Source organism: Pedobacter sp. JCM 36344, from assembly GCF_046546555.1.
GTDB lineage: Bacteria > Bacteroidota > Bacteroidia > Sphingobacteriales > Sphingobacteriaceae > Pedobacter.
Genome location: NZ_JBKHKK010000005.1, coordinates 179,377 through 197,901, shown reverse-complemented (window position 1 = coordinate 197,901; position 18,525 = coordinate 179,377). Strand labels below are relative to the sequence as shown.

At 40.3% G+C, this 18,525-nt stretch carries 10 protein-coding genes; 5 read left to right on the top strand and 5 right to left on the bottom strand.

The features are described 5' to 3' along the window. Positions 1–6: 6 nt before the first annotated feature. Positions 7–1,365 (bottom strand): APC family permease, encoded by a 1,359-nt coding sequence (locus ACHFIZ_RS07070; protein ID WP_410884254.1) that lies wholly within the window; start codon positions 1,363–1,365, stop codon positions 7–9. Between the two features lie 106 nt (positions 1,366–1,471). Between ACHFIZ_RS07070 and ACHFIZ_RS07065 the strand changes: the two genes are divergently transcribed. Beyond that, entirely contained in the window at positions 1,472–3,394 is a 1,923-nt protein-coding gene (locus ACHFIZ_RS07065) for a DNA topoisomerase IV subunit B (protein WP_410884252.1), read from the top strand. Here the strand turns inward: ACHFIZ_RS07065 and ACHFIZ_RS07060 are convergent. Genes ACHFIZ_RS07060 through ACHFIZ_RS07050 form a run of 3 tightly spaced genes read right to left on the bottom strand, consistent with a single transcriptional unit; the run spans position 3,391 to position 11,853 of the window. Continuing rightward, positions 3,391–4,401 carry a YihY/virulence factor BrkB family protein gene (locus tag ACHFIZ_RS07060; RefSeq protein WP_410884250.1) on the bottom strand — a complete coding sequence of 337 codons (1,011 nt, stop codon included), beginning with the start codon at positions 4,399–4,401 and terminating at the stop codon, positions 3,391–3,393. The genes ACHFIZ_RS07065 and ACHFIZ_RS07060 overlap by 4 nt on opposite strands. 8 nt (positions 4,402–4,409) lie before the next feature. After that, a complete protein-coding gene (locus ACHFIZ_RS07055) occupies positions 4,410–6,704 on the bottom strand; it encodes a BamA/TamA family outer membrane protein (RefSeq protein ID WP_410884248.1) in 2,295 nt (764 codons plus the stop codon). Further along, complete coding sequence (locus ACHFIZ_RS07050) at positions 6,688–11,853, bottom strand: translocation/assembly module TamB domain-containing protein (RefSeq protein ID WP_410884246.1); 5,166 nt, start codon at positions 11,851–11,853, stop codon at positions 6,688–6,690. Before ACHFIZ_RS07050 ends, ACHFIZ_RS07055 begins: the two co-directional genes overlap by 17 nt. 91 nt (positions 11,854–11,944) lie before the next feature. Here ACHFIZ_RS07050 and ACHFIZ_RS07045 point away from each other — a divergent pair, with 91 nt between their 5' ends. Genes ACHFIZ_RS07045 through ACHFIZ_RS07030 form a run of 4 tightly spaced genes read left to right on the top strand, consistent with a single transcriptional unit; the run spans position 11,945 to position 16,042 of the window. Then, entirely contained in the window at positions 11,945–12,433 is a 489-nt protein-coding gene (locus tag ACHFIZ_RS07045) for a cytidine deaminase (RefSeq protein WP_410884244.1), read from the top strand. Positions 12,434–12,474: 41 nt separating this feature from the next. Beyond that, complete coding sequence (locus ACHFIZ_RS07040) at positions 12,475–15,258, top strand: DNA gyrase/topoisomerase IV subunit A (RefSeq protein ID WP_410884242.1); 2,784 nt, start codon at positions 12,475–12,477, stop codon at positions 15,256–15,258. A 1-nt stretch (position 15,259) separates the two neighbouring features. Continuing rightward, positions 15,260–15,565, top strand: a complete 306-nt coding sequence (locus ACHFIZ_RS07035; RefSeq protein ID WP_410884240.1) for a hypothetical protein — start codon at positions 15,260–15,262, stop codon at positions 15,563–15,565. 45 nt (positions 15,566–15,610) lie between these two features. Beyond that, positions 15,611–16,042 carry a tail fiber domain-containing protein gene (locus tag ACHFIZ_RS07030; RefSeq protein ID WP_410884238.1) on the top strand — a complete coding sequence of 144 codons (432 nt, stop codon included), beginning with the start codon at positions 15,611–15,613 and terminating at the stop codon, positions 16,040–16,042. Positions 16,043–16,196: 154 nt separating this feature from the next. On the opposite strand, the gene ACHFIZ_RS07025 is transcribed toward ACHFIZ_RS07030, so the two are convergent. Next, positions 16,197–18,524: a M1 family metallopeptidase gene (locus ACHFIZ_RS07025; RefSeq protein WP_410884236.1), complete on the bottom strand. Its 2,328-nt coding sequence runs from the start codon at positions 18,522–18,524 to the stop codon at positions 16,197–16,199. Position 18,525: the final 1 nt, after the last annotated feature.

The following is an 18,525-nucleotide window of genomic DNA, read 5'->3' as shown; positions in this document are numbered from 1 at the left end:
TCCCAATTATGGATAGTTCGTGTTGCTTTTGCGGCTATTTAAAATTTTGTTTATAAAATAGATCAGGATGAATGCCGCAAAGATCAAGAGTCCATTAGTGGCGGCCTCAGGATCGTCGTTGTAAATACTGATTGCTACAAAAAGGTAGGCAGCTATAAATATTAATGGCAATAACGGATAGAGTTTCATGGTAAAAATAGTGCTCTTGTCAATATTTGCTGTTCTTTTCCTAAGAAAGAAAATCGTCCCTACTGAAGTTGCCATCCCTATGCAATCTAAAAATATCGTATAGTTTAGGATCCTATCAAATGTTTGCGCATAGAACAATGTCAGGATCGCAATTAGTGCGAACACAGTTAAACTCACATACATAACGTCTGTTTTCTTGCTCTTTTTAGTGAAAAAGGTTGGGAGTGCCTTTTCTTCGCCCATGGCATACATGGCTCTTGGATTACTTAGCAGGTTAACGTTGACATAGCCTAGTACAGATAGGTAGATTAAGCCAGAAAGTAGCGTAAAGCCCATCGGACCAAATATTTTTCCTGCAAGTATAGCTGCAATGCTTTCTGCAGACTTCAGTTGCTCAAAGCCGATCACTTTTACATAAGCATAATTGATCGCCATGTACAAAGTGATAATGATGGCAAGGCCGATTATAATTCCTTTAGGTAATATCTTCTTCGCATTCTTAATCTCGCCACCAAAATTGATTGTTTGTTGATAGCCACCAAATGTGAAAGAAATAGCAATTAAGCAAACACCCAGGGCTTTTCCATAATCAACCCAGGTTGGGGCAAGTCCGGAGGAAGTTTTAAACATGGGAACAGCAGTCCCGGCATTTGCACCAAAAAACACAGATCCAATCAAGGTAAGTACCATCCCCATCTTGATGATAGAGAGCACATTCTGTGCTTTAGAACTCACCCTTAGACCCAGCAAGTTCAGAAAGTAAAATAACACAATGGTAACCGCTGCAATGATAATTCTAAAAGTTTCAGTTTGCATTTCCGCAGGTAAGATCACTTTGCTAAAATACTCAGCTCCGATGATAGACACCCCAGCAACAGAGCCAGCATTGGATACCACAATGATGCAGTTGATCGCAAAAGCTATGGAAGGATGATAAAACTCAGAGAAGATCTTGTAATATCCTCCAGTAACAGGAAACCTGGAACCAATCTCCGCATAGGATAACGCTCCACATAAAGCGATAAACCCACCTGCGATCCATGCTAGAAAAAACAGTTCTGGAATCTGTGCTGCTTTAGCAACATTTACAGGGGTTCTGAAAATTCCCATACCAATAACAAGGCTCACCACGATCATCGACAGGTCGAATAAGGAGAGTTGTTTTTTGCTTTCCATCAAGTCAGTTTTGATTTGTTGAATATACACGAAAATGTGTATTTGTTGAAACTTTGTGGTTGATAGCAAAGGATATTCGGTTAGTTTTGTAAAACACTCAAACATCATGGCAGAACCAATTTATAACGACGATAGTATTCGATCTCTCGACTGGAAAGAACACATTAGATTGCGTCCTGGTATGTATATTGGCAAACTTGGTGATGGTTCTGCGCAGGATGATGGGATTTATGTACTGCTAAAGGAAATCGTCGACAATTCAATTGATGAATTCGTGATGGGATCAGGCAGAATCATAGACATTACTGTTTCAGATGCTAAAGTTAACGTTCGTGACTACGGTCGTGGCATCCCTTTAGGGAAGGTTATAGATTGCGTTTCTAAGATCAACACAGGGGGTAAATACGATAGTAATGCCTTTCAGAAATCTGTAGGTCTGAACGGGGTAGGTACAAAAGCTGTAAATGCATTATCCACCAATTTTGTTGTACAGGCTTACCGTGATGGAAAAACCAAGAAAGTAGAGTTTTCAAGAGGCGAAATCATTCAGGACTATGATATTCTGGATACTACGCAGCGTAACGGTACTTCCATCACTTTTTATCCTGATGAAAGCATTTTTAGGAACTACCATTACATCGCTGATTTTGTAGAAAGCATGATCTGGAACTATGTGTTCCTGAATACTGGACTTACGGTAAATTTCAATAACCAAAAATACTTTTCTGAAAGGGGTCTTTATGACTTGCTTTCCAAGTTCAACAAGCCTGAAGAGCTGCGTTATCCAATCATTCATCTGATAGGTAATGATATTGAGGTCGCAATGACTCATGGGCAGCAGTATGGTGAAGACTACCATTCTTTTGTTAATGGTCAGCATACCACTCAGGGGGGTACACACCAGGCCGCTTTTAGAGAGGCTGTGGTTAAAACGATAAGAGAGTTTTACAAGAAAGAATTCGATGCTTCAGATGTTCGGGCTTCAATCATTGCTGCCGTATCTGTACGCGTACAGGAGCCAGTGTTTGAATCGCAAACCAAGACAAAACTCGGTTCACAAAATATGGGCCCAGATGGTCCATCTGTAAGAACATTCATCAACGATTTCGTTAAAAAGGAACTTGATGACTACCTGCACAAACATGGTAATGTTGCCGATGCCTTGTTGAAAAGGATTATGCAGTCAGAGCGGGAACGTAAGGACATCGCAGGTATTAAAAAGCTGGCGAATGACAGAGCTAAAAAAGCCTCATTGCATAACAAAAAACTGAGAGACTGTAAGGTTCATTTCAATACTACACACGACAAGCGATATGAGACCACGCTATTTATCACAGAGGGTGATTCAGCATCAGGGTCAATCACCAAATCCCGGGATGTGGATTGTCAGGCAGTATTCAGCTTAAAAGGAAAGCCGTTGAATTGTTATGAGCTGACCAAAAAAGTTGTTTACGAGAATGAAGAGTTTAACTTACTACAGCATGCGTTAAACATTGAGGATGGCCTGGAAGGTTTGCATTATAACAACATTGTAATTGCTACAGATGCAGATGTTGACGGCATGCATATCCGGTTACTAATGATGACTTTCTTTCTGCAGTTTTTCCCTGATCTTGTGCGTGCAGGGCACGTCTACATCCTTCAAACGCCATTGTTTAGGGTGCGTAACAAGAAAGAAACCGTTTATTGTTACAGCGATGATGAGCGTAAAAGAGCGATTGAAAAGCTCGGAAACAAGCCTGAGATTACACGATTTAAGGGACTAGGGGAAATTTCTCCAGATGAATTTGGCTTATTTATTGGTAAGGACATCAGATTGGATCCAGTTATTTTGAAAGACCAGACCATAAAGAACTTGCTTGAATATTATATGGGTAAAAACACTCCAGACAGGCAGCAACACATCATCAGGAATCTCAGGGTAGAAAAAGATACAGTTGAAGAACTTGTTTCAGCAACGGAAGATGCAGGCACTGCAGCCGTAATGCATGACGTGGTTGACGAGGAAAACCTGGCTGAATCTGCTTAAGTTTTGTCAGGCTTATCAGCATTAGCATTGGTCTCTTCAGGATGTTGGGGAGGCAGTACTTTAACTTCCCTCTCATCGATAATAATTCTAGTATACACTGCGTATTTACTGGGCCTCATACCTTCTTTATGATATTTTTCTGTGTATACCTGTGTAAATTCTGCCCCGAAGTATAAGATAATGGAGGTATAGTAAATCCAAACCAGAATTACGATTATGGAACTGGCTGCCCCAAATGCGGAACCCGGATTTCCTTTTTCGATATAAATGCCGATTACGTACTTACCTAGGCTGAATAGCACAGCAGTAAACAATGCACCCATAATCGCTGGTTTCCATTTCAAGTCTACATCAGGTAATACCTTAAAAATAATCGTAAATATTGCGGTAACTACGGCCAGGGTTAAGGCATTAGTGACGATTAACATAAACAGTTCAGAAACCCTCTCCACACCCACTTTTTCAGAAAGTCCTGAAAGCTTGTCTCCAATACCTACTACCAAGCTGTTTAATATTAGCGACACTAACAGCAGGAAGCCTAATGAAGCGATTAATGAAAAGGATAGCAGGCGATTGGTGAGCATTTTCAACCACCCTTTTTTAGGTACAGCTTTTACCTTCCAGATCATATTTATGCTATCCTGTATTTCTATAAATATTGCAGTAGCACCGATAATAAGCGTGCCTATCCCCACTATGAGCCCAAAAGTACCTTTATCTCTTAGATTGGATTGATCAACAAATGACTTCAATTGTGCGGCGGCATCTGAACCGACCATCTGGCTGATTTCAGAAAATAACTGTGACCCTGGATTCAATTTATCTCCCAAGAAAAGTGTTGCTCCTGAGATGACGATTATAATCAAAGGGGTTAGTGAAAAGATGGTGTAATAGGCGAGCGCAGCGCTGAGCTTCATTACCCTATCTTCTATGAAGCCCTTTCCGGCCGCAATAAATAAGTTATACAGTGATATAAAGAAGGTCTTCGTTTTTTGTAATGCCGTCATAAAAATGTCTAGAAAGGGTAACCAATACCGATGTTGTAAATTAAGTTTTCTTTTCGCCACGAACTGCTTCCAAAAGATACTTGATCAAATACCCATCGTTGTCCTTCAGGTAAGTATGGTTTTCTAACGGGAAAGGCAACATCAAGTCTGATTACAAAAATGGACGCATCAACCCTTAAACCAGCTCCAGTACCAACAGCTAGTTCGTTTAAAATGTTTTTAGCTTTAAATTCTGAACCAGGTCTTGCTGGATCTTCTTTTCTTAACCACACGTTACCTGCATCTGCAAATATGGCTCCATATAAAACACTAACAATTTTAAACCTAAGCTCTGTGTTTAACATTAGCTTTATATCTCCACCCTGATCTGCGAATCTTACGGTATCTGATACCTTAAAAATACCAGGGCCTAGCGACCTTGCTTTAAAAGCACGGATGTCATTACTACCCCCTGCGAAAAATTGTCTGACAAATGGGAGGGAGCTACTGCTGCCATAGGCATAGCCATATCCCAAGTTTAAACGGTTGGCCCAGGTAACTCCTCGGTTAACCTTGAAGTAATCCCGAAAATCTGCTTCCAGTCTTACAAATTGATTTAATGGAACATCGAATAGAGATCTTCTGCCTTGATTGTCTTTTGGTGTAAATAAGCCCCAAACGTTACCGCCTGTTTCAATCGATCCGTTGAAATACATGTTATTCCTTCTCGACTGATCCATTTGATTGGTATAGGTAAAATTATAATTACTACCAATAATCAACTGCCTTTGTAGGGTATATCTTAAACCGGGGATTGAATCAAATAAAGCAACCGTATCCTTCTGTTTGATGCTCGGCTGTACATAATTAATTGATATTGGATTAAAGATGTGTTCTTTGTATTGGTTCTCTTTAAAGCTGTAGCCAAATTCTCCCTTAAAGCTATTTAAAGTATACAAAGAACCCCGGTTTAGTAATTGGTAAGAAATAGAAGTTATTGTTTTAGGGATAAATCCATTGGTAGAACCTGGGTTAATGAAAGGGACGATAAACCTTGGGAAGGTTAACTTAGCTTCTCCAGTTAATGAGTAAGAGTTTAGGTTCTGTGCAGATTTTCCGCTAACCTGTGTCTCAAAGCCCCCACTTGCGCTAATCTCTAAAATCTCCGCGCCTCTAAATAGGTTCCTGGTAGTTTGTGTTAACTTCAGTTCAGATCCTACAAAATTGTTCGACTTACTGGTTCCAGTCACGCCAAACGATAATGAGTTCTTTTTAAGGGGGCTGAGAAAAATGTTCAGATCAAGTTGGTCGTTTTTAAAACTATCCAGGGGAAGAAACTCTACTTTTACATTTTGGAAAGCACCAATACTCACCATCCTATTCAGGGATAAGTTGTGGTCTCTTCTATTGTAAAGCTCATTCTTTTTAAAGAAAACCAATCTATCAAATACCCCCGGTTTAAACGTGTTCCTATCATCATAAATATTGAAGTCATGAAAAAGGATAGGATCAAGCTTTCTAAGCGTGCTATCCCGGCGTAAACTATAATTGGGATAGATGTTAATGTTCTTTATAGTAAAGGGTTTCAGGCTCGCATCTGGGGCGATGTTTTTTACCCTCACACGTATATCTACCAGATTTTTTCCAATAGTACTATCCACCTGTAGAATTAAATAATCAGGACTGAAATAGAAGTAACCTAGTTCTTTCAGATCGTTATCTATTCTGATACGCTCATTTTTATAGGTATCCAGATCATAGAAATCACCAACTTTCAATAGCGATTTGTCTTTGTTCTGGTTGATAATATTTGCCAGGTTGCCGCTGTCTTTCGGGAAGCTAATACTATTTATTTTGTACCTCTGTCCGGTTAGCGCCGTATAAACAGCTTTTCCCTTCATGCCTTTTACTATAGTATCGCCAGTAACAACGGATTGCAAATAACCCTGGCTAATCAAATAACTGGTCAATACGTCGTTATTATACTTAATTTTAACCTCTGATAGAAGTACTGGGGGTTCGCCTAACTTCGTTCTAAGCCAATGCTTAAAACCTTTTGGTTTCTTAGGCTCTCCAGCTAGGTTGTAAAAAAACAGCTTATACTTAAAGCCTAAAATGGACTTGTTCGGGTTAGGTCTAGTTTTTGCTTTAAGCGTGTTTCTTACGAACTTTTCATCATCTATCCTTGAAGAAGTGTCAGGGTTAATCTTAACATCTGCTCCTGTATATAAAATCTGCCCAGGCTTAAGACCCCTTGTACTACTACAACCGGCTACAACAAGGCATAGAAAGATGAATGTTAAAAGTCTAGTCTGGTTCTTCATTTTTTAATTTCTGGTCTTGTGCTTCTTTATTCTTATTCTCCTGCTCCCGTTGCTTATTCTTCTCTTTTCTGGCCTTTCTCTGCGCTTTCGACTCTTTCTTTTGAAAGATCTCTTTGAACTTATTATAGTCGACCACCAAGGCAAATCCAACTCCAGTCTCGATTATCTGGCCTTCTACAACTCCTTCGTTCTGGTTCCGTCTATAGGCTCTCAAACGATATCTTCCATCTTGAGATAATGCGTATTCAACATTTACATTACCCGCAATATTTGTGGAGTTTTGGTTTTGAGTAGGAGGGCCTTCCAGGCCGAATGAACTACCTACTGTTACAGTCAGCCTGTCGTTCAGTAGTTTTTTAGACAATCCGACTTCCAGATTAGTTTTCTGTTCTAAAGATCCTGTCGAGTAATCTTCAGAAGTATTTACGCCGAAGTTCAATTCAACACCAGTAATTAAGTCTGAGGCAAGGTTATTCAATTGCTCAGTCAGCAATTTACTCACACTAGATCTTGCCAATGAAGAAATACCGCCACCGCCGCCTGCAAGGCTTTGGAATGGATTGTCTGCAATGAATCTGCCTAGAGCAAGCAATGCGAAAACCTGTTTATTTAAATCATTTGTATCCTGATTGATCTGCTGAAGCTTTGTATATACCCGACCCTGATTGGCACCACGTTCGTTTTCAGGTAAATCTATACGGAAGGAGATTGTTGGCTTTAATAACTCATCTTTCATAATGAGGTACACCTGGAAGGGAAGTTTCGTTTTCAAGGTATTGTCTTGTGGATCGTTTAACAGATCTATAGGTGCCGCATTCACCTCATATAGCGCAGTGAGGTTGACGTTGGCCGACATCGGATCTCCTGTCCACACAATGGTGCTTCCTTTAACAAACTTGAACGCTTTTTTAAGTGGACCTACAGATAAATTGTAGGATCCGTCATTAACTTCGTACCGACCGGTTAAGCTAGTCTTGCCACTCGGATCCATGGTTGCAATCAGGTTCGCATCTCCTCTTATTTTCAGGGCGTCACCATTTGATGGATCCACAACTACGTTCAGTTCTGCTTCGTGGTCAATCAACAGATTAGCACTTAAACTTATTCCTTTGATTGGTGATCTACTTATGCTGTCGGCCTTTAATGCTTTTTGACCATTATAAGGGGCAGCGTCCGCATCAATGAACTGAACAATCCCTTCCTGATCAATAACCGAAGGGTCACTTAGTGGCATGGCAAAAAAGAACTTCGTACCTTTCTCAACCTTCAGGTTCATATCAACATTTGGCTGATTTAAGTTGCCTCGAACTTTGATGTCACTGGTCAGAAAAACAGTACCATAGATCATGTCATTGTCTGCAGATGTAGAATTCAATGCCCTGAAATTATCAGTGGCAATATTCATATTGAACTTGAAGTTCGTATAGTCAGTTGTAAGTACACCACCACTGATAGTAGCCTTTTTCCCCAATGAATCCAGGATGTTAAAGTCGTTAAAATTTATCCCCTGATTAGTAAAGCTAATGGTCTCATTTGGCATTCTAAAATATGATCCAACGTATGTAGCAGTAAAGGCAGCCTGATTGAACTTCACATCTCCAAGAACTCTTGGTGCCGCTGTAGATCCCTTCACGCTTAGCTGGCCAGTAACGGTACCCGACCCATTCCTAATCTGGCCCATCGATAGGCTCTCTAAAGCTTTTAGGTCAATCTTATCTATGTTTACAGTTAAATCTAATGCATTCTCCGTATTGGTATAATAAAAACCATTCACTCTAAGTTCATGTACGCCAGTCAACGCAATGTTTGTTTCAAATGCATTGGCCGTGTTGTTGTTTACTGCTATTCTCAGGGTTCCAAGCTGATCTTTTTGATACCTTAATTGGTCTACAGTCATGTTTGCTTCAAACTTTGGACTGCCCACCAGGTCCTTCACATCTACTGTTCCATTGATAATACCGCCAGCTAATGCACTATCTTGTTTAGCAAACTTAGTAAGGGTTTCAATTCTAAAATCTTTCAATTCAACTTTCACCGGCGAGTTTGGTGTATTGTCTGTACTATTGATTCTTAACATCTGATTGCCCTGACTAAGATTAAACTCATGCGCCAGAATTCCCGATTGCCCGAACTGTAAGTAATTATCTGGAGAAACCATCCATTTTTGGTAGTCTAACAGCAACTTGTTAGGGTCAAAGCTAAACTGAAAATCTTTGTTTATACTTTTAAATGTGCCACCTAAAACATATTTGTTTTTTCGCTGATTGTCTCTTAAAAACACATTTAATCCAAGCAAGTTGTTGGCTGCATCTCCACTGATTTCCGAGTTAAATAATGCGATCGACGGGCTTTGAACACTTTTGATCGTAAGCTTATAGTTTAACTTTTGATTGCTATTGTTGATGTTTAGCAAAGTAGTATCGACTTTGTAATCGCCGTAGACGACCTGAGGAAAAGAAGCCCTCATTAGTAAACTGTCTTTTTGTGTATCCAGCAAACCATTAATGTTAGCAGGGGCGAAGGTTTTCAAGGATGGAACAAAGTTGCTTAGGAATTTAGGGTTATAAAAGTTCATGCTAAACCTAACACGCTGATCTGGGATCTTCGTGACGACACCGAATTGATAGTATTTATTAATTTGGTTGATAACAGCGCTTCCAAGATTTGTTAGTTGATATTTACCATCTATTTTGGCACTTAAAACTTCAGATTTAAGCGTCAATAAGTTTTGTTCTGCAGTGGCTTCAGAATGTATGTCTACGGTATCGAGGTTGAATTTCTGACCTTCTTTAACTAGTTGTAAACCCCTGATGCTCACATCTCCGTTCAGATAATCAGGATCTGCAGTTTTAATATCAGCATTTACCAAGCCAGCGATTCTGAATTCAGTCGGACTAAAGTTCAGTTGCTGCAGGTCAACTTGTTTAAGGTTTAAATCTGCTTTCACTGCAGGATATTTACCCGCCATATTCACCGCAGCAATTAAGCTAAAGTTAGCGTTAGTATCTGCCATGCTGCTTTTTAAGTTAAGCTTTTCAGCAGCATAAGTTCCACTAAGCATTAGATCCCTAAATGTATATTTGTTATAATAGGCGCTGACTACTTGAGCGCTAACCTTCGCTGAAGCTTTTTTAGCATCCAGGCCCATCCCACTAACTGTTGCTTTCGCAGTGATCCTGCCCAGCTTCGGTTGCATTTTAAGTAAACGCCCAACATTGAAGTTATTCAGGCTTATATTGGCAGCATACCGCTCTCTACCTTTAGCACCTTTCATATTGGCTACTAATTTGGCCGCTCCCATGTCGGTCCTGATGTTAAAGGCAGTTTGGAAATTAGTCATTGAACCTTTGAATTTTCCATTTGCTGCAATAACATTGGGTAATTCGATCGATGCAGGTAGGGCCTTTCGTGGAATAACAATTAGTAGATCCCTTTTGGTTAATGAAAATCTTTTAATATTAAGATCGAGATAGGTTTTGTTTATGTCTGGCAAACCTTTTACTGTACCGCTAACGTCTATGAAGGTGCTTTTTAAGCCAGTAACCTGTAGTTTAGGAATAGATAGATTATTCATGTAGCCACTCAGGCTGGCACTCACTTTGACTTTTTCATTGCGGTAATTTGCAGGTACAGCATCACTAAAATATGCCACATCCTTTAAACCAATAGTTGTGTTGTTGACCGACATAGCTATTTTAACCCGTTCCGGATGCTTTGTAAGGTCCTCAAGCATTGTGTAGCTAAGCGTTGTATTATTTTGAATGAACGTATTCGGCGTCCGGGCTTCAAAGCCCTGAACTTTAATGGCCTTATCCGAATAAACTACATTTCCCTGCAATTTGGTAAGTTGGAAACCGCTCTTCTCCTTAAAGCTGCCTGACCTTACATTCACGCTGATAGATGTATCGCTATAGCCTAGCGCTTCGGCTACCAGACCTAAACTTCCAATCTTTAAATGATTGAAGTCCATGCCTTTTGTAGGTTTAGCAGTGGTGTTGTCAAACTGAATATTATTTTGGGCGAGACTTAACTTATTTACTGTCAGAGACAAAGTGGCTGACTTGACAGCTGTGTCCGTGTTTTTTGAAGATGTAGCCCCTTTGACGGGACTCATTGCAACGACAACATTTGACTTGTTTAAAACAGTTTCATTTAAACTATACTTACCGTTTTTAACATCGGCAATCAGCTCCGTTAATGAGAACTCATTCAAGTTTACATTTGTTTTATTACCGGGTGCGCTAAAGTTTAGAAGGGTATTGTTAATCTTTCCTTCTCCAACCTTATAATTGCTGTTCGTTAAATCGATAAAAAGCTTTGTAAGCTGCAAACTATTTAGTTTTACGTCAGCCGCAGTCCCAGAAGTTTGATCATCAAAATTGATGTTAATGTTGTTGAAGGCAAAGTCATTGATCTCCACGAGCGGTAATTTCCCCGATTCCGTATTTGCAGTATCGATGCTTTTTTTAAGGTTGGCAGCTAGTACAGTAAGCGGTTTTTGCTGCAGGTATTTAACGGCAGTATTCTTAAGTGAGAGCGTATTTATTACATAATGTTGGTTTGCCAGATCAAACTCTTTCAGCTTAGCTTTAAACTCCCCCAGGTTTAGCCTTAGGTCATTCCCTGCAACATCGTCACGATAAACGATGCCTATGTCTTGGAAACTGACTTTATCAATTGAAAATTTAAGGGTGGAAGTAGTATCTTTTGCCACAATCTCATCCGGCTTCTTTTGCTCGGTCATAAAAGCATCCACTAAAAATGAGAAGTTAAAAGATGTATCAGGGTCTATCCTGGTTACATTAGCCCTGATTTTTTCTAGTGAAATGCTATTTATTTCTACTTTATTGCTAAGAAGTTTTAGCAGGCTAATGTCCACCGCCAAACGCTGTGCATACAGTAGGGTGTCTCCTTTTAAGTCTTCGATGTAGAAGCCGTTCAAAACCACGTCCTTGGGGAGCGCTATTTTGATGCTTTCCAGACGAACTTCTGTCTTCGTTTTCTTTTTCAAGTAGGTTATTGCCTTGTCCTTAACAAAGTTTTGTACAGCTGGAATATTAAGCGACACGGCTACCAATACCACCAACAGGATAATACTTGCGACTATCCAAAGTATAACCTTTAAACTTTTACGTATATATTTATTCAACCTAAGCGATTTTGAAAAGTAAAACTTTTTGCATAACAACTAAAACCATGCCATCAGGTATACAACAATCCTTTTTTACGTATGTTTAAATATGGAGCAAAAAACCTTCACGATTAGTTACAAAAACTTTAGTGATATTTCAGAGCTAGAGTCTGCAGATAAAGTGCTTTGCGAACATGCTGTGCGCGCTTTAGACACATCTTACTCGCCATATTCACAGTTTAGGGTAGGTGCAGCTGTTCAGCTTAATGATGGTTCTATTGTAACAGGCAGTAATCAGGAAAATGTAGCTTACCCTTCAGGATTATGTGCCGAACGTGTGGCGCTATTTGGGATTGGTGCTTCCAAACCAACAGTAATTATTGAGAAAATGGCGATCACGGCGCAAACAAATAATTTTAAGATTATGAACCCGATTACCTCCTGTGGGGCATGTCTGCAGGTGATGGCAGAATTTGAACAAAAGCAGAAAAAAGAGATTGAAGTTCTCTTCTACTGCATCGGCGGTGAGGTTGTGAAAGTTAGCAGTATTAAGAACCTGTTACCATTTACATTCGTTGAAGAGCGGCTTGGCAAATAAGGTTTCAAACCCTTATATTTACGGAATCCAAACCATTTTTGATGAGTGACGAAATAGAAGACAACGTAAACGAAGAAAGTACGCATACTGTAATCCCTATCAATGGGCTTTACGAAAACTGGTTCCTCGATTACGCTTCCTATGTAATTCTTGATCGCGCTGTACCCCACATCAATGATGGCCTGAAGCCAGTGCAACGCCGCATTATGCATTCCCTAAAAGAAATGGATGATGGAAGGTTTAACAAGGCGGCAAACGTAATCGGAAATACCATGAAATATCACCCTCACGGTGATGCATCTATCGGTGATGCCATGGTTCAGATCGGACAAAAAGAACTATTGATTGATATGCAAGGTAACTGGGGAGATCCTGTTACTGGTGATAATGCCGCAGCACCGCGGTATATTGAAGCAAGACTTTCCAAGTTTGCGAACGAAGTGGTTTTCAATCCTGATACTACGGTTTGGCAACTGAGTTACGATGGTAGAAATAATGAGCCAATAACCCTTCCAGTAAAGTTTCCTTTGCTATTGGCGCAAGGTGCGGAAGGTATTGCCGTAGGCTTGGCTACTAAAGTAATGCCGCACAATTTTATCGAATTGCTCGATGCTTCCATCGAATCATTAAAGGGTGTGCGACCAAATATTCTTCCAGATTTCTTTACTGGTGGTGCGGCAGATTTCTCTGCTTACAACGAGGGTATGAGGGGTGGACGTATTAGGGTACGCGCAAAGATTACCGAAAAAGACAAAAGAACTTTGGTGATCACAGAGGTACCTTATAGTACTACAACAGGCTCTGTGATTGATAGTGTACTGTCTGCAAACGATAAGGGTAAGATTAAGATCAAGAAGATCGAAGACAACACCGCGGCAAATGTTGAGATTGTAATTCACCTTGCACCTGGTATTTCTCCCGATGTTACCATTGATGCCTTGTATGCATTTACCTCCTGTGAGGTTTCAATCTCTCCTAATACCTGCGTAATCAGAGATGATAAACCGCAGTTTCTGAGTGTAAATGACATCCTGATTCAGAATACAGTTCATACCAAAGGACTGTTAAAATTGGAATTGGAAATCAAACTTCATGAGTTACAGGAAAAGATATTCTTCAGCTCATTGCTGAAAATATTTATTCAGGAGGGCATGTATAAGCACCCTGAATACGAGAATTCCAACAATTTTGAAATGGTAGTGGAGGTATTGAACCGATTGTTCGCTCCTTTCAGAGAGATATTATACCGGGACATTCAACCAGAAGATTTAAAGAGGCTGATCGATAAACCGATGAGTAGCATCACCCGCTTTGACGTTAAAAAGGCAGATGACCAAATGAAAGCATTGGCCGATGAGATTAAAGTGGTTAAAAATCATTTAAGACACCTAACCGACTATGCCATTGCCTGGTTTCAAAAACTGAAAGATAAGTACGGGAAAGGTCGCGAGCGCAAAACGGAAATTCGCCTATTCGATAGGGTGGAAGCTTCTAAAGTGGCGCTGGCCAATGTGAAACTATTCATGAACCGAGAGGATGGATTCATTGGAACGGGATTAAGGAAGGATGAATTTGTCGCCGACTGCTCGGATATCGATGAGGTCATTGTGTTTAGGGAAGACGGAAAATGCATCATCACAAAGGTCGCTGATAAGACTTTTGTGGGTAAAGGAATCCTCCACGCGCAGGTTTTTAAGAAAGGCGATGAGCGAACGATTTATAACCTGGTTTATAAAGATGGAGGTACCGGAGTTTCTTACGTAAAACGTTTTGCTGTTGTGGGGGTAACCCGCGACAAAGAATACGACTTAACAAAAGGCAGCAAAGGATCTAAAGTATTGTATTTTACTGCAAATCCGAATGGGGAAGCTGAAGTTATCACCGTTCAGTTAAAGCCACATGCTAAGCTTAAGAAACTACAATTCGATCTTGATTATGCAGAGATCGCCATTAAGGGTCGGGCGTCTCAAGGAAACATTGTTTCCAAGTATCCCCTTAAAAAGGTTCTTTTTAAAAGCAAAGGCGTGTCAACATTGTCCGGCTTGAAGATTTGGTACGATGAATTGCTTAGAAGGCTTAATGTTGACAGTCGCGGTAAATATCTTGGAGAGTTTGATGGTGACGATAAGATTCTACAGGTGCACAAAGATGGATGGTATGAGTTAAGTACTTTTGAGTTGAGTAATCACTTCGACGCGGACCTGATATTGATCCAAAAGTACGATCCGGAGAAACCGTTCGCATTGGTTCAATATGAAGGCAAAGCAAAGAACTACTTCGTTAAAAGATTCGTGTTTGAAGCTATAGCGGTTGGTAGAAAGGGCGGCTTGATCAGTGAAGAAGCAGGGTCTAAATTTATATACCTGACCAGCAATCCTGCGGCAGTTCTTACCGTAGAACTTTTGAAGGGAAAGACGTTAATTCCGGAGACCATTGAGGTTGTTCTGGCCGATTTTATTGATGTCAAAGGTATCAAAGCCAATGGAAATCGTTTAAGTCAGCATGAAGTTAAAAATATCAGTATCTCAAATAACGGGGAGATTGATCCGATAATTGAACAGAAGGTTGTTATATCTGCCGCTCTGGAGGATGAGGAATCTACTCAAGAAGAAAATACTGATGAAGATCAGATAGCAGAAGAACTAAAACCTGCTGGCATAGAACTAAACGCTCCTGAAATTGTTAATGAGAAGAAAGCTTGGAAGTCTGACAAGCCGGTCGACCAGCCAAAAGCAGAGACACCACCTATTAAGGATATTAAACTAGAGATTACAAATCCTGGCGACATTGACATTGATGATAAGGGGCAGACCAAACTATTTTAATATGCAGACGCTTAAGAGATTTGTAGGTATTCTATTATTGCTGTCATTCCTGTCGGTAAAATGCACCATACTCTTCAGCCAATCTAAAGAACAGGTTAAAACAGCCTGGACACCTTCAGAAGACCAATCTGAAAACAAAAGCGAAAAGGAACAAGAAACTAAGGAAGTAAAATCACCTTTTGATGAATTGGTTTATGATGTGGACCTAATCTACGTTGATTTGCCTTCCAGAACTATTCATACGCACTATCTACAAGGTGCAGTCACTCACTATTTATCCTCCGTGTATTTGCCCCCTGAGTGTTAATTGGAAATCTAATTACAATTAATATTCATTAAACGAGCAAAAATTATGATAAATCCTATTCAAAAAAAGGGTCTTGTTACAGGACTCTTAGTAACGCTATGCGCATTTTCATTAAGCGCTCAAAAGATCGAAGAAAAGCATTTAAAAACAGGTGTTGCAGAAATTAATAATCCACTGATGTACCTGACAACACTAAAACCAGTGACTTTTAAGTATAATAGCGCTATGCTGAAAGATCTAAAGTTGTCCGACAGCATACAGCATGGTTTCCTAACCCAAGATTTCAAATTGCAACATCCTGAACTGGTTTTTGAGGCTTTTAAAACTTTCCCAGCGGGAAAAGGCAGTACTAAAACTATTCGGTATGATGAGGTATCAAGTGAAAGTCTGATCCCAGTCTTAGTGGCAGCGATTAAAGAGCAACAAGCCCAGATTGATGCCCTGAAACATCAACTCAATCAAATGACCGCGAAGTAGTGTAGAGAAAACATCGTTGTGTTTTGAACAATGTTTATGTTTTGAAACGAGTTGTGTTTTGATAAGAACGTCATGCTGAAATAAACTCAGCATGACGTTCTTTTAATACCTCAAGGTTTTTTTTATTAACAAGGTTTTTCTAACGACCAATAACCTAGTTCTTTCTCGACTGTTGCATTGGATTTCCGCCAGCAGATGCTCCTCTAGGCGGCGTTTGCTGTTTAAACAAATCAAATCTTGAGGGACTCAGCTTTCTTGGCCACGCATTGTTGTTCTCATCAATATCTGCGGTCTCGCGGTAAGGATCAAGTTGAACCGATGCCACTTGCTTGTCTTTCGCGAAAACTTTTGTTACCCTATTCTCGTTTTTTCTCCAAATGTATGCTGGTACTCTGTCAATTTCCTTAGTTCCATCTGTATAAGTCCATTCCAGAATCAAAGGCATCACCAAACCTCCAAGGTTTGAAAAGCTAAGTTCGTAGAAGTTTTTCTTGCTTTCGTAAAGCTTTTTCTCAGCATCAGATAATCCGTTGTAGTAGGTTTGAAACTCCTGATCAGCCGTTTTAGCCACCTCGAAACGCTCAAATTTATTGTAAAAGTCAAGAAGAGAAGTATCTTGTTCTACAGCAAATTTAATCCCTGAAGCTCTGTTGCGCTCTTTGCCAATGTATTTGTTGTCTCGTTCATAAGTAGCTTTCTTATTAACATTTTCTGTGGCAGCCTTCATGCTGTTCATCCTATAAGATTTCACGCTATCCAGTGAAATGTCTACCGGATCCGTACCAAAAAACCATCCCCTCCAGAACCAGTCCAAATCAACCGCCGAAGCATCTTCCATAGTTCTAAAGAAATCTGCTGGAGTAGGGTGTTTAAAGGCCCATCGCTTCGCATATTCTTTAAAAGAATAATCAAAAAGCTCACGCCCCATCACCGTTTCCCTTAAGATATTTAGTGCCGTAGCAGGTTTAGCATAGGCATTCGGACCAAAGTTTACGATTTGCTCGGAGTTGGTCATAATAGGCTCCAACTGGTCTTTAGGCATCTTCATGTAATCGACAATCTTATGCGCCGGTCCTCTTCCGGATGGGTAATTGTTATCCCATTCCTGCTCTGCCAGAAACTGGCAAAAAGTATTTAATCCCTCATCCATCCAAGTCCACTGGCGCTCGTCCGAATTCACGATCATCGGGAAAAAGTTATGCCCAACCTCATGGATGATTACGCCGATCATACCCAATTTGATAGCTTCAGTATAGGTTCCATCTTTCTCTGCGCGACCGTAGTTGAAACATATCATCGGATATTCCATGCCGTTTGATGCCTCTACCGAGATTGCGACAGGGTAGGGATACGCAATAGTATGCTTTGAATAAACTTTTAATGTGTGCGCAACTACTTTCGTTGAATACTTGTTGTATAACGGATAAGCTTCAGGACCATAGTAAGACATGGCCATGATTTTCTTACCATCTACATAAGTTGCAAGAGCATCCCAAACAATCCTCCTTGAAGAAACCCATGCAAAGTCCCGAACGTTTTCTGCAACATATGTCCAGGTCTTTTTTGCAGTAGAGTGCTTGCCCATCGCATTTTTAACCTCAGCGAGATTTACAATCTCAATAGGTGTTTTTGCGGATTGCGCTTCATTCCATCTTTTCATACTGACAGCACTCAACACTTGAGAATAGTTTTGACATTCTCCTGTACCTCCAACCACATGATCGGCTGGAACAGTCATATTAACTTTGTAATTTCCAAATGCCAGTGCGAACTCACCACGACCTTCGAATTGTTTGTTTTGCCAACCTTGAAAGTCAGAATATACCGCCATGCGAGGGAACCATTGGGTCATGGTGAACAGGTAATTATCGTCCTCTGCGAAATACTCGTACCCCCCTCTGCCACCAACTGTAGTACGGTCTGATATTTTATAGTTCCAGGAAATCTTCAACACGTACTTCTGTCCGGGTCTTAACACCGTCGGCAAGTCAATGCGCATCATGGTATTGTTAATCACATATGGAATAGATTTTCCAGCATCATCAGTTAGTTTTACGATTTTAACCCCCAGATCATTTTCTGCATTCAGGATACCTGATAATGCCTTAGACGTCATCTTATCCGTCATCTTGCTGGTTTCGGTCAGCATATTATCGCTAGTGGCCTTATGTTGATTTTCGTCCAATTGTACCCACAAGTAACTAAGAGGATCTGGTGAATTGTTGGAATAGGTAATCGTCTCTGATCCTGTAAGCAACAATTTTTTCTCGTCAAGTTCTGCATTGATTACATAATCAGCCCGCTGCTGCCAATAGGCAGAACCTGGTGCACCAGATGCTGTTCTGTATGAGTTTGGGGTTGACAAGATCGTCCCCAGTTGTTCAAACTTATTTCCATGATTCGATCCTGGATTAGTCAATAGCTGCGCATATGCACCTGAGCCGATCAGCAAGGCGGTTAAAAAAAGTAGGTATTTCTTCATA

What these genes read in the sequence shown, in the direction of transcription:
- ACHFIZ_RS07035 (WP_410884240.1), top strand. Translation starts at nt 15,260, where the DNA reads ATGCAGACGCTTAAGAGATTTGTAGGTATTCTATTATTGCTGTCATTC.
- ACHFIZ_RS07025 (WP_410884236.1), bottom strand. Translation starts at nt 18,524, where the DNA reads ATGAAGAAATACCTACTTTTTTTAACCGCCTTGCTGATCGGCTCAGGT.
- ACHFIZ_RS07040 (WP_410884242.1), top strand. Translation starts at nt 12,475, where the DNA reads ATGAGTGACGAAATAGAAGACAACGTAAACGAAGAAAGTACGCATACT.
- ACHFIZ_RS07055 (WP_410884248.1), bottom strand. Translation starts at nt 6,704, where the DNA reads ATGAAGAACCAGACTAGACTTTTAACATTCATCTTTCTATGCCTTGTT.
- ACHFIZ_RS07045 (WP_410884244.1), top strand. Translation starts at nt 11,945, where the DNA reads ATGGAGCAAAAAACCTTCACGATTAGTTACAAAAACTTTAGTGATATT.
- ACHFIZ_RS07065 (WP_410884252.1), top strand. Translation starts at nt 1,472, where the DNA reads ATGGCAGAACCAATTTATAACGACGATAGTATTCGATCTCTCGACTGG.
- ACHFIZ_RS07030 (WP_410884238.1), top strand. Translation starts at nt 15,611, where the DNA reads ATGATAAATCCTATTCAAAAAAAGGGTCTTGTTACAGGACTCTTAGTA.
- ACHFIZ_RS07060 (WP_410884250.1), bottom strand. Translation starts at nt 4,401, where the DNA reads ATGACGGCATTACAAAAAACGAAGACCTTCTTTATATCACTGTATAAC.
- ACHFIZ_RS07070 (WP_410884254.1), bottom strand. Translation starts at nt 1,365, where the DNA reads ATGGAAAGCAAAAAACAACTCTCCTTATTCGACCTGTCGATGATCGTG.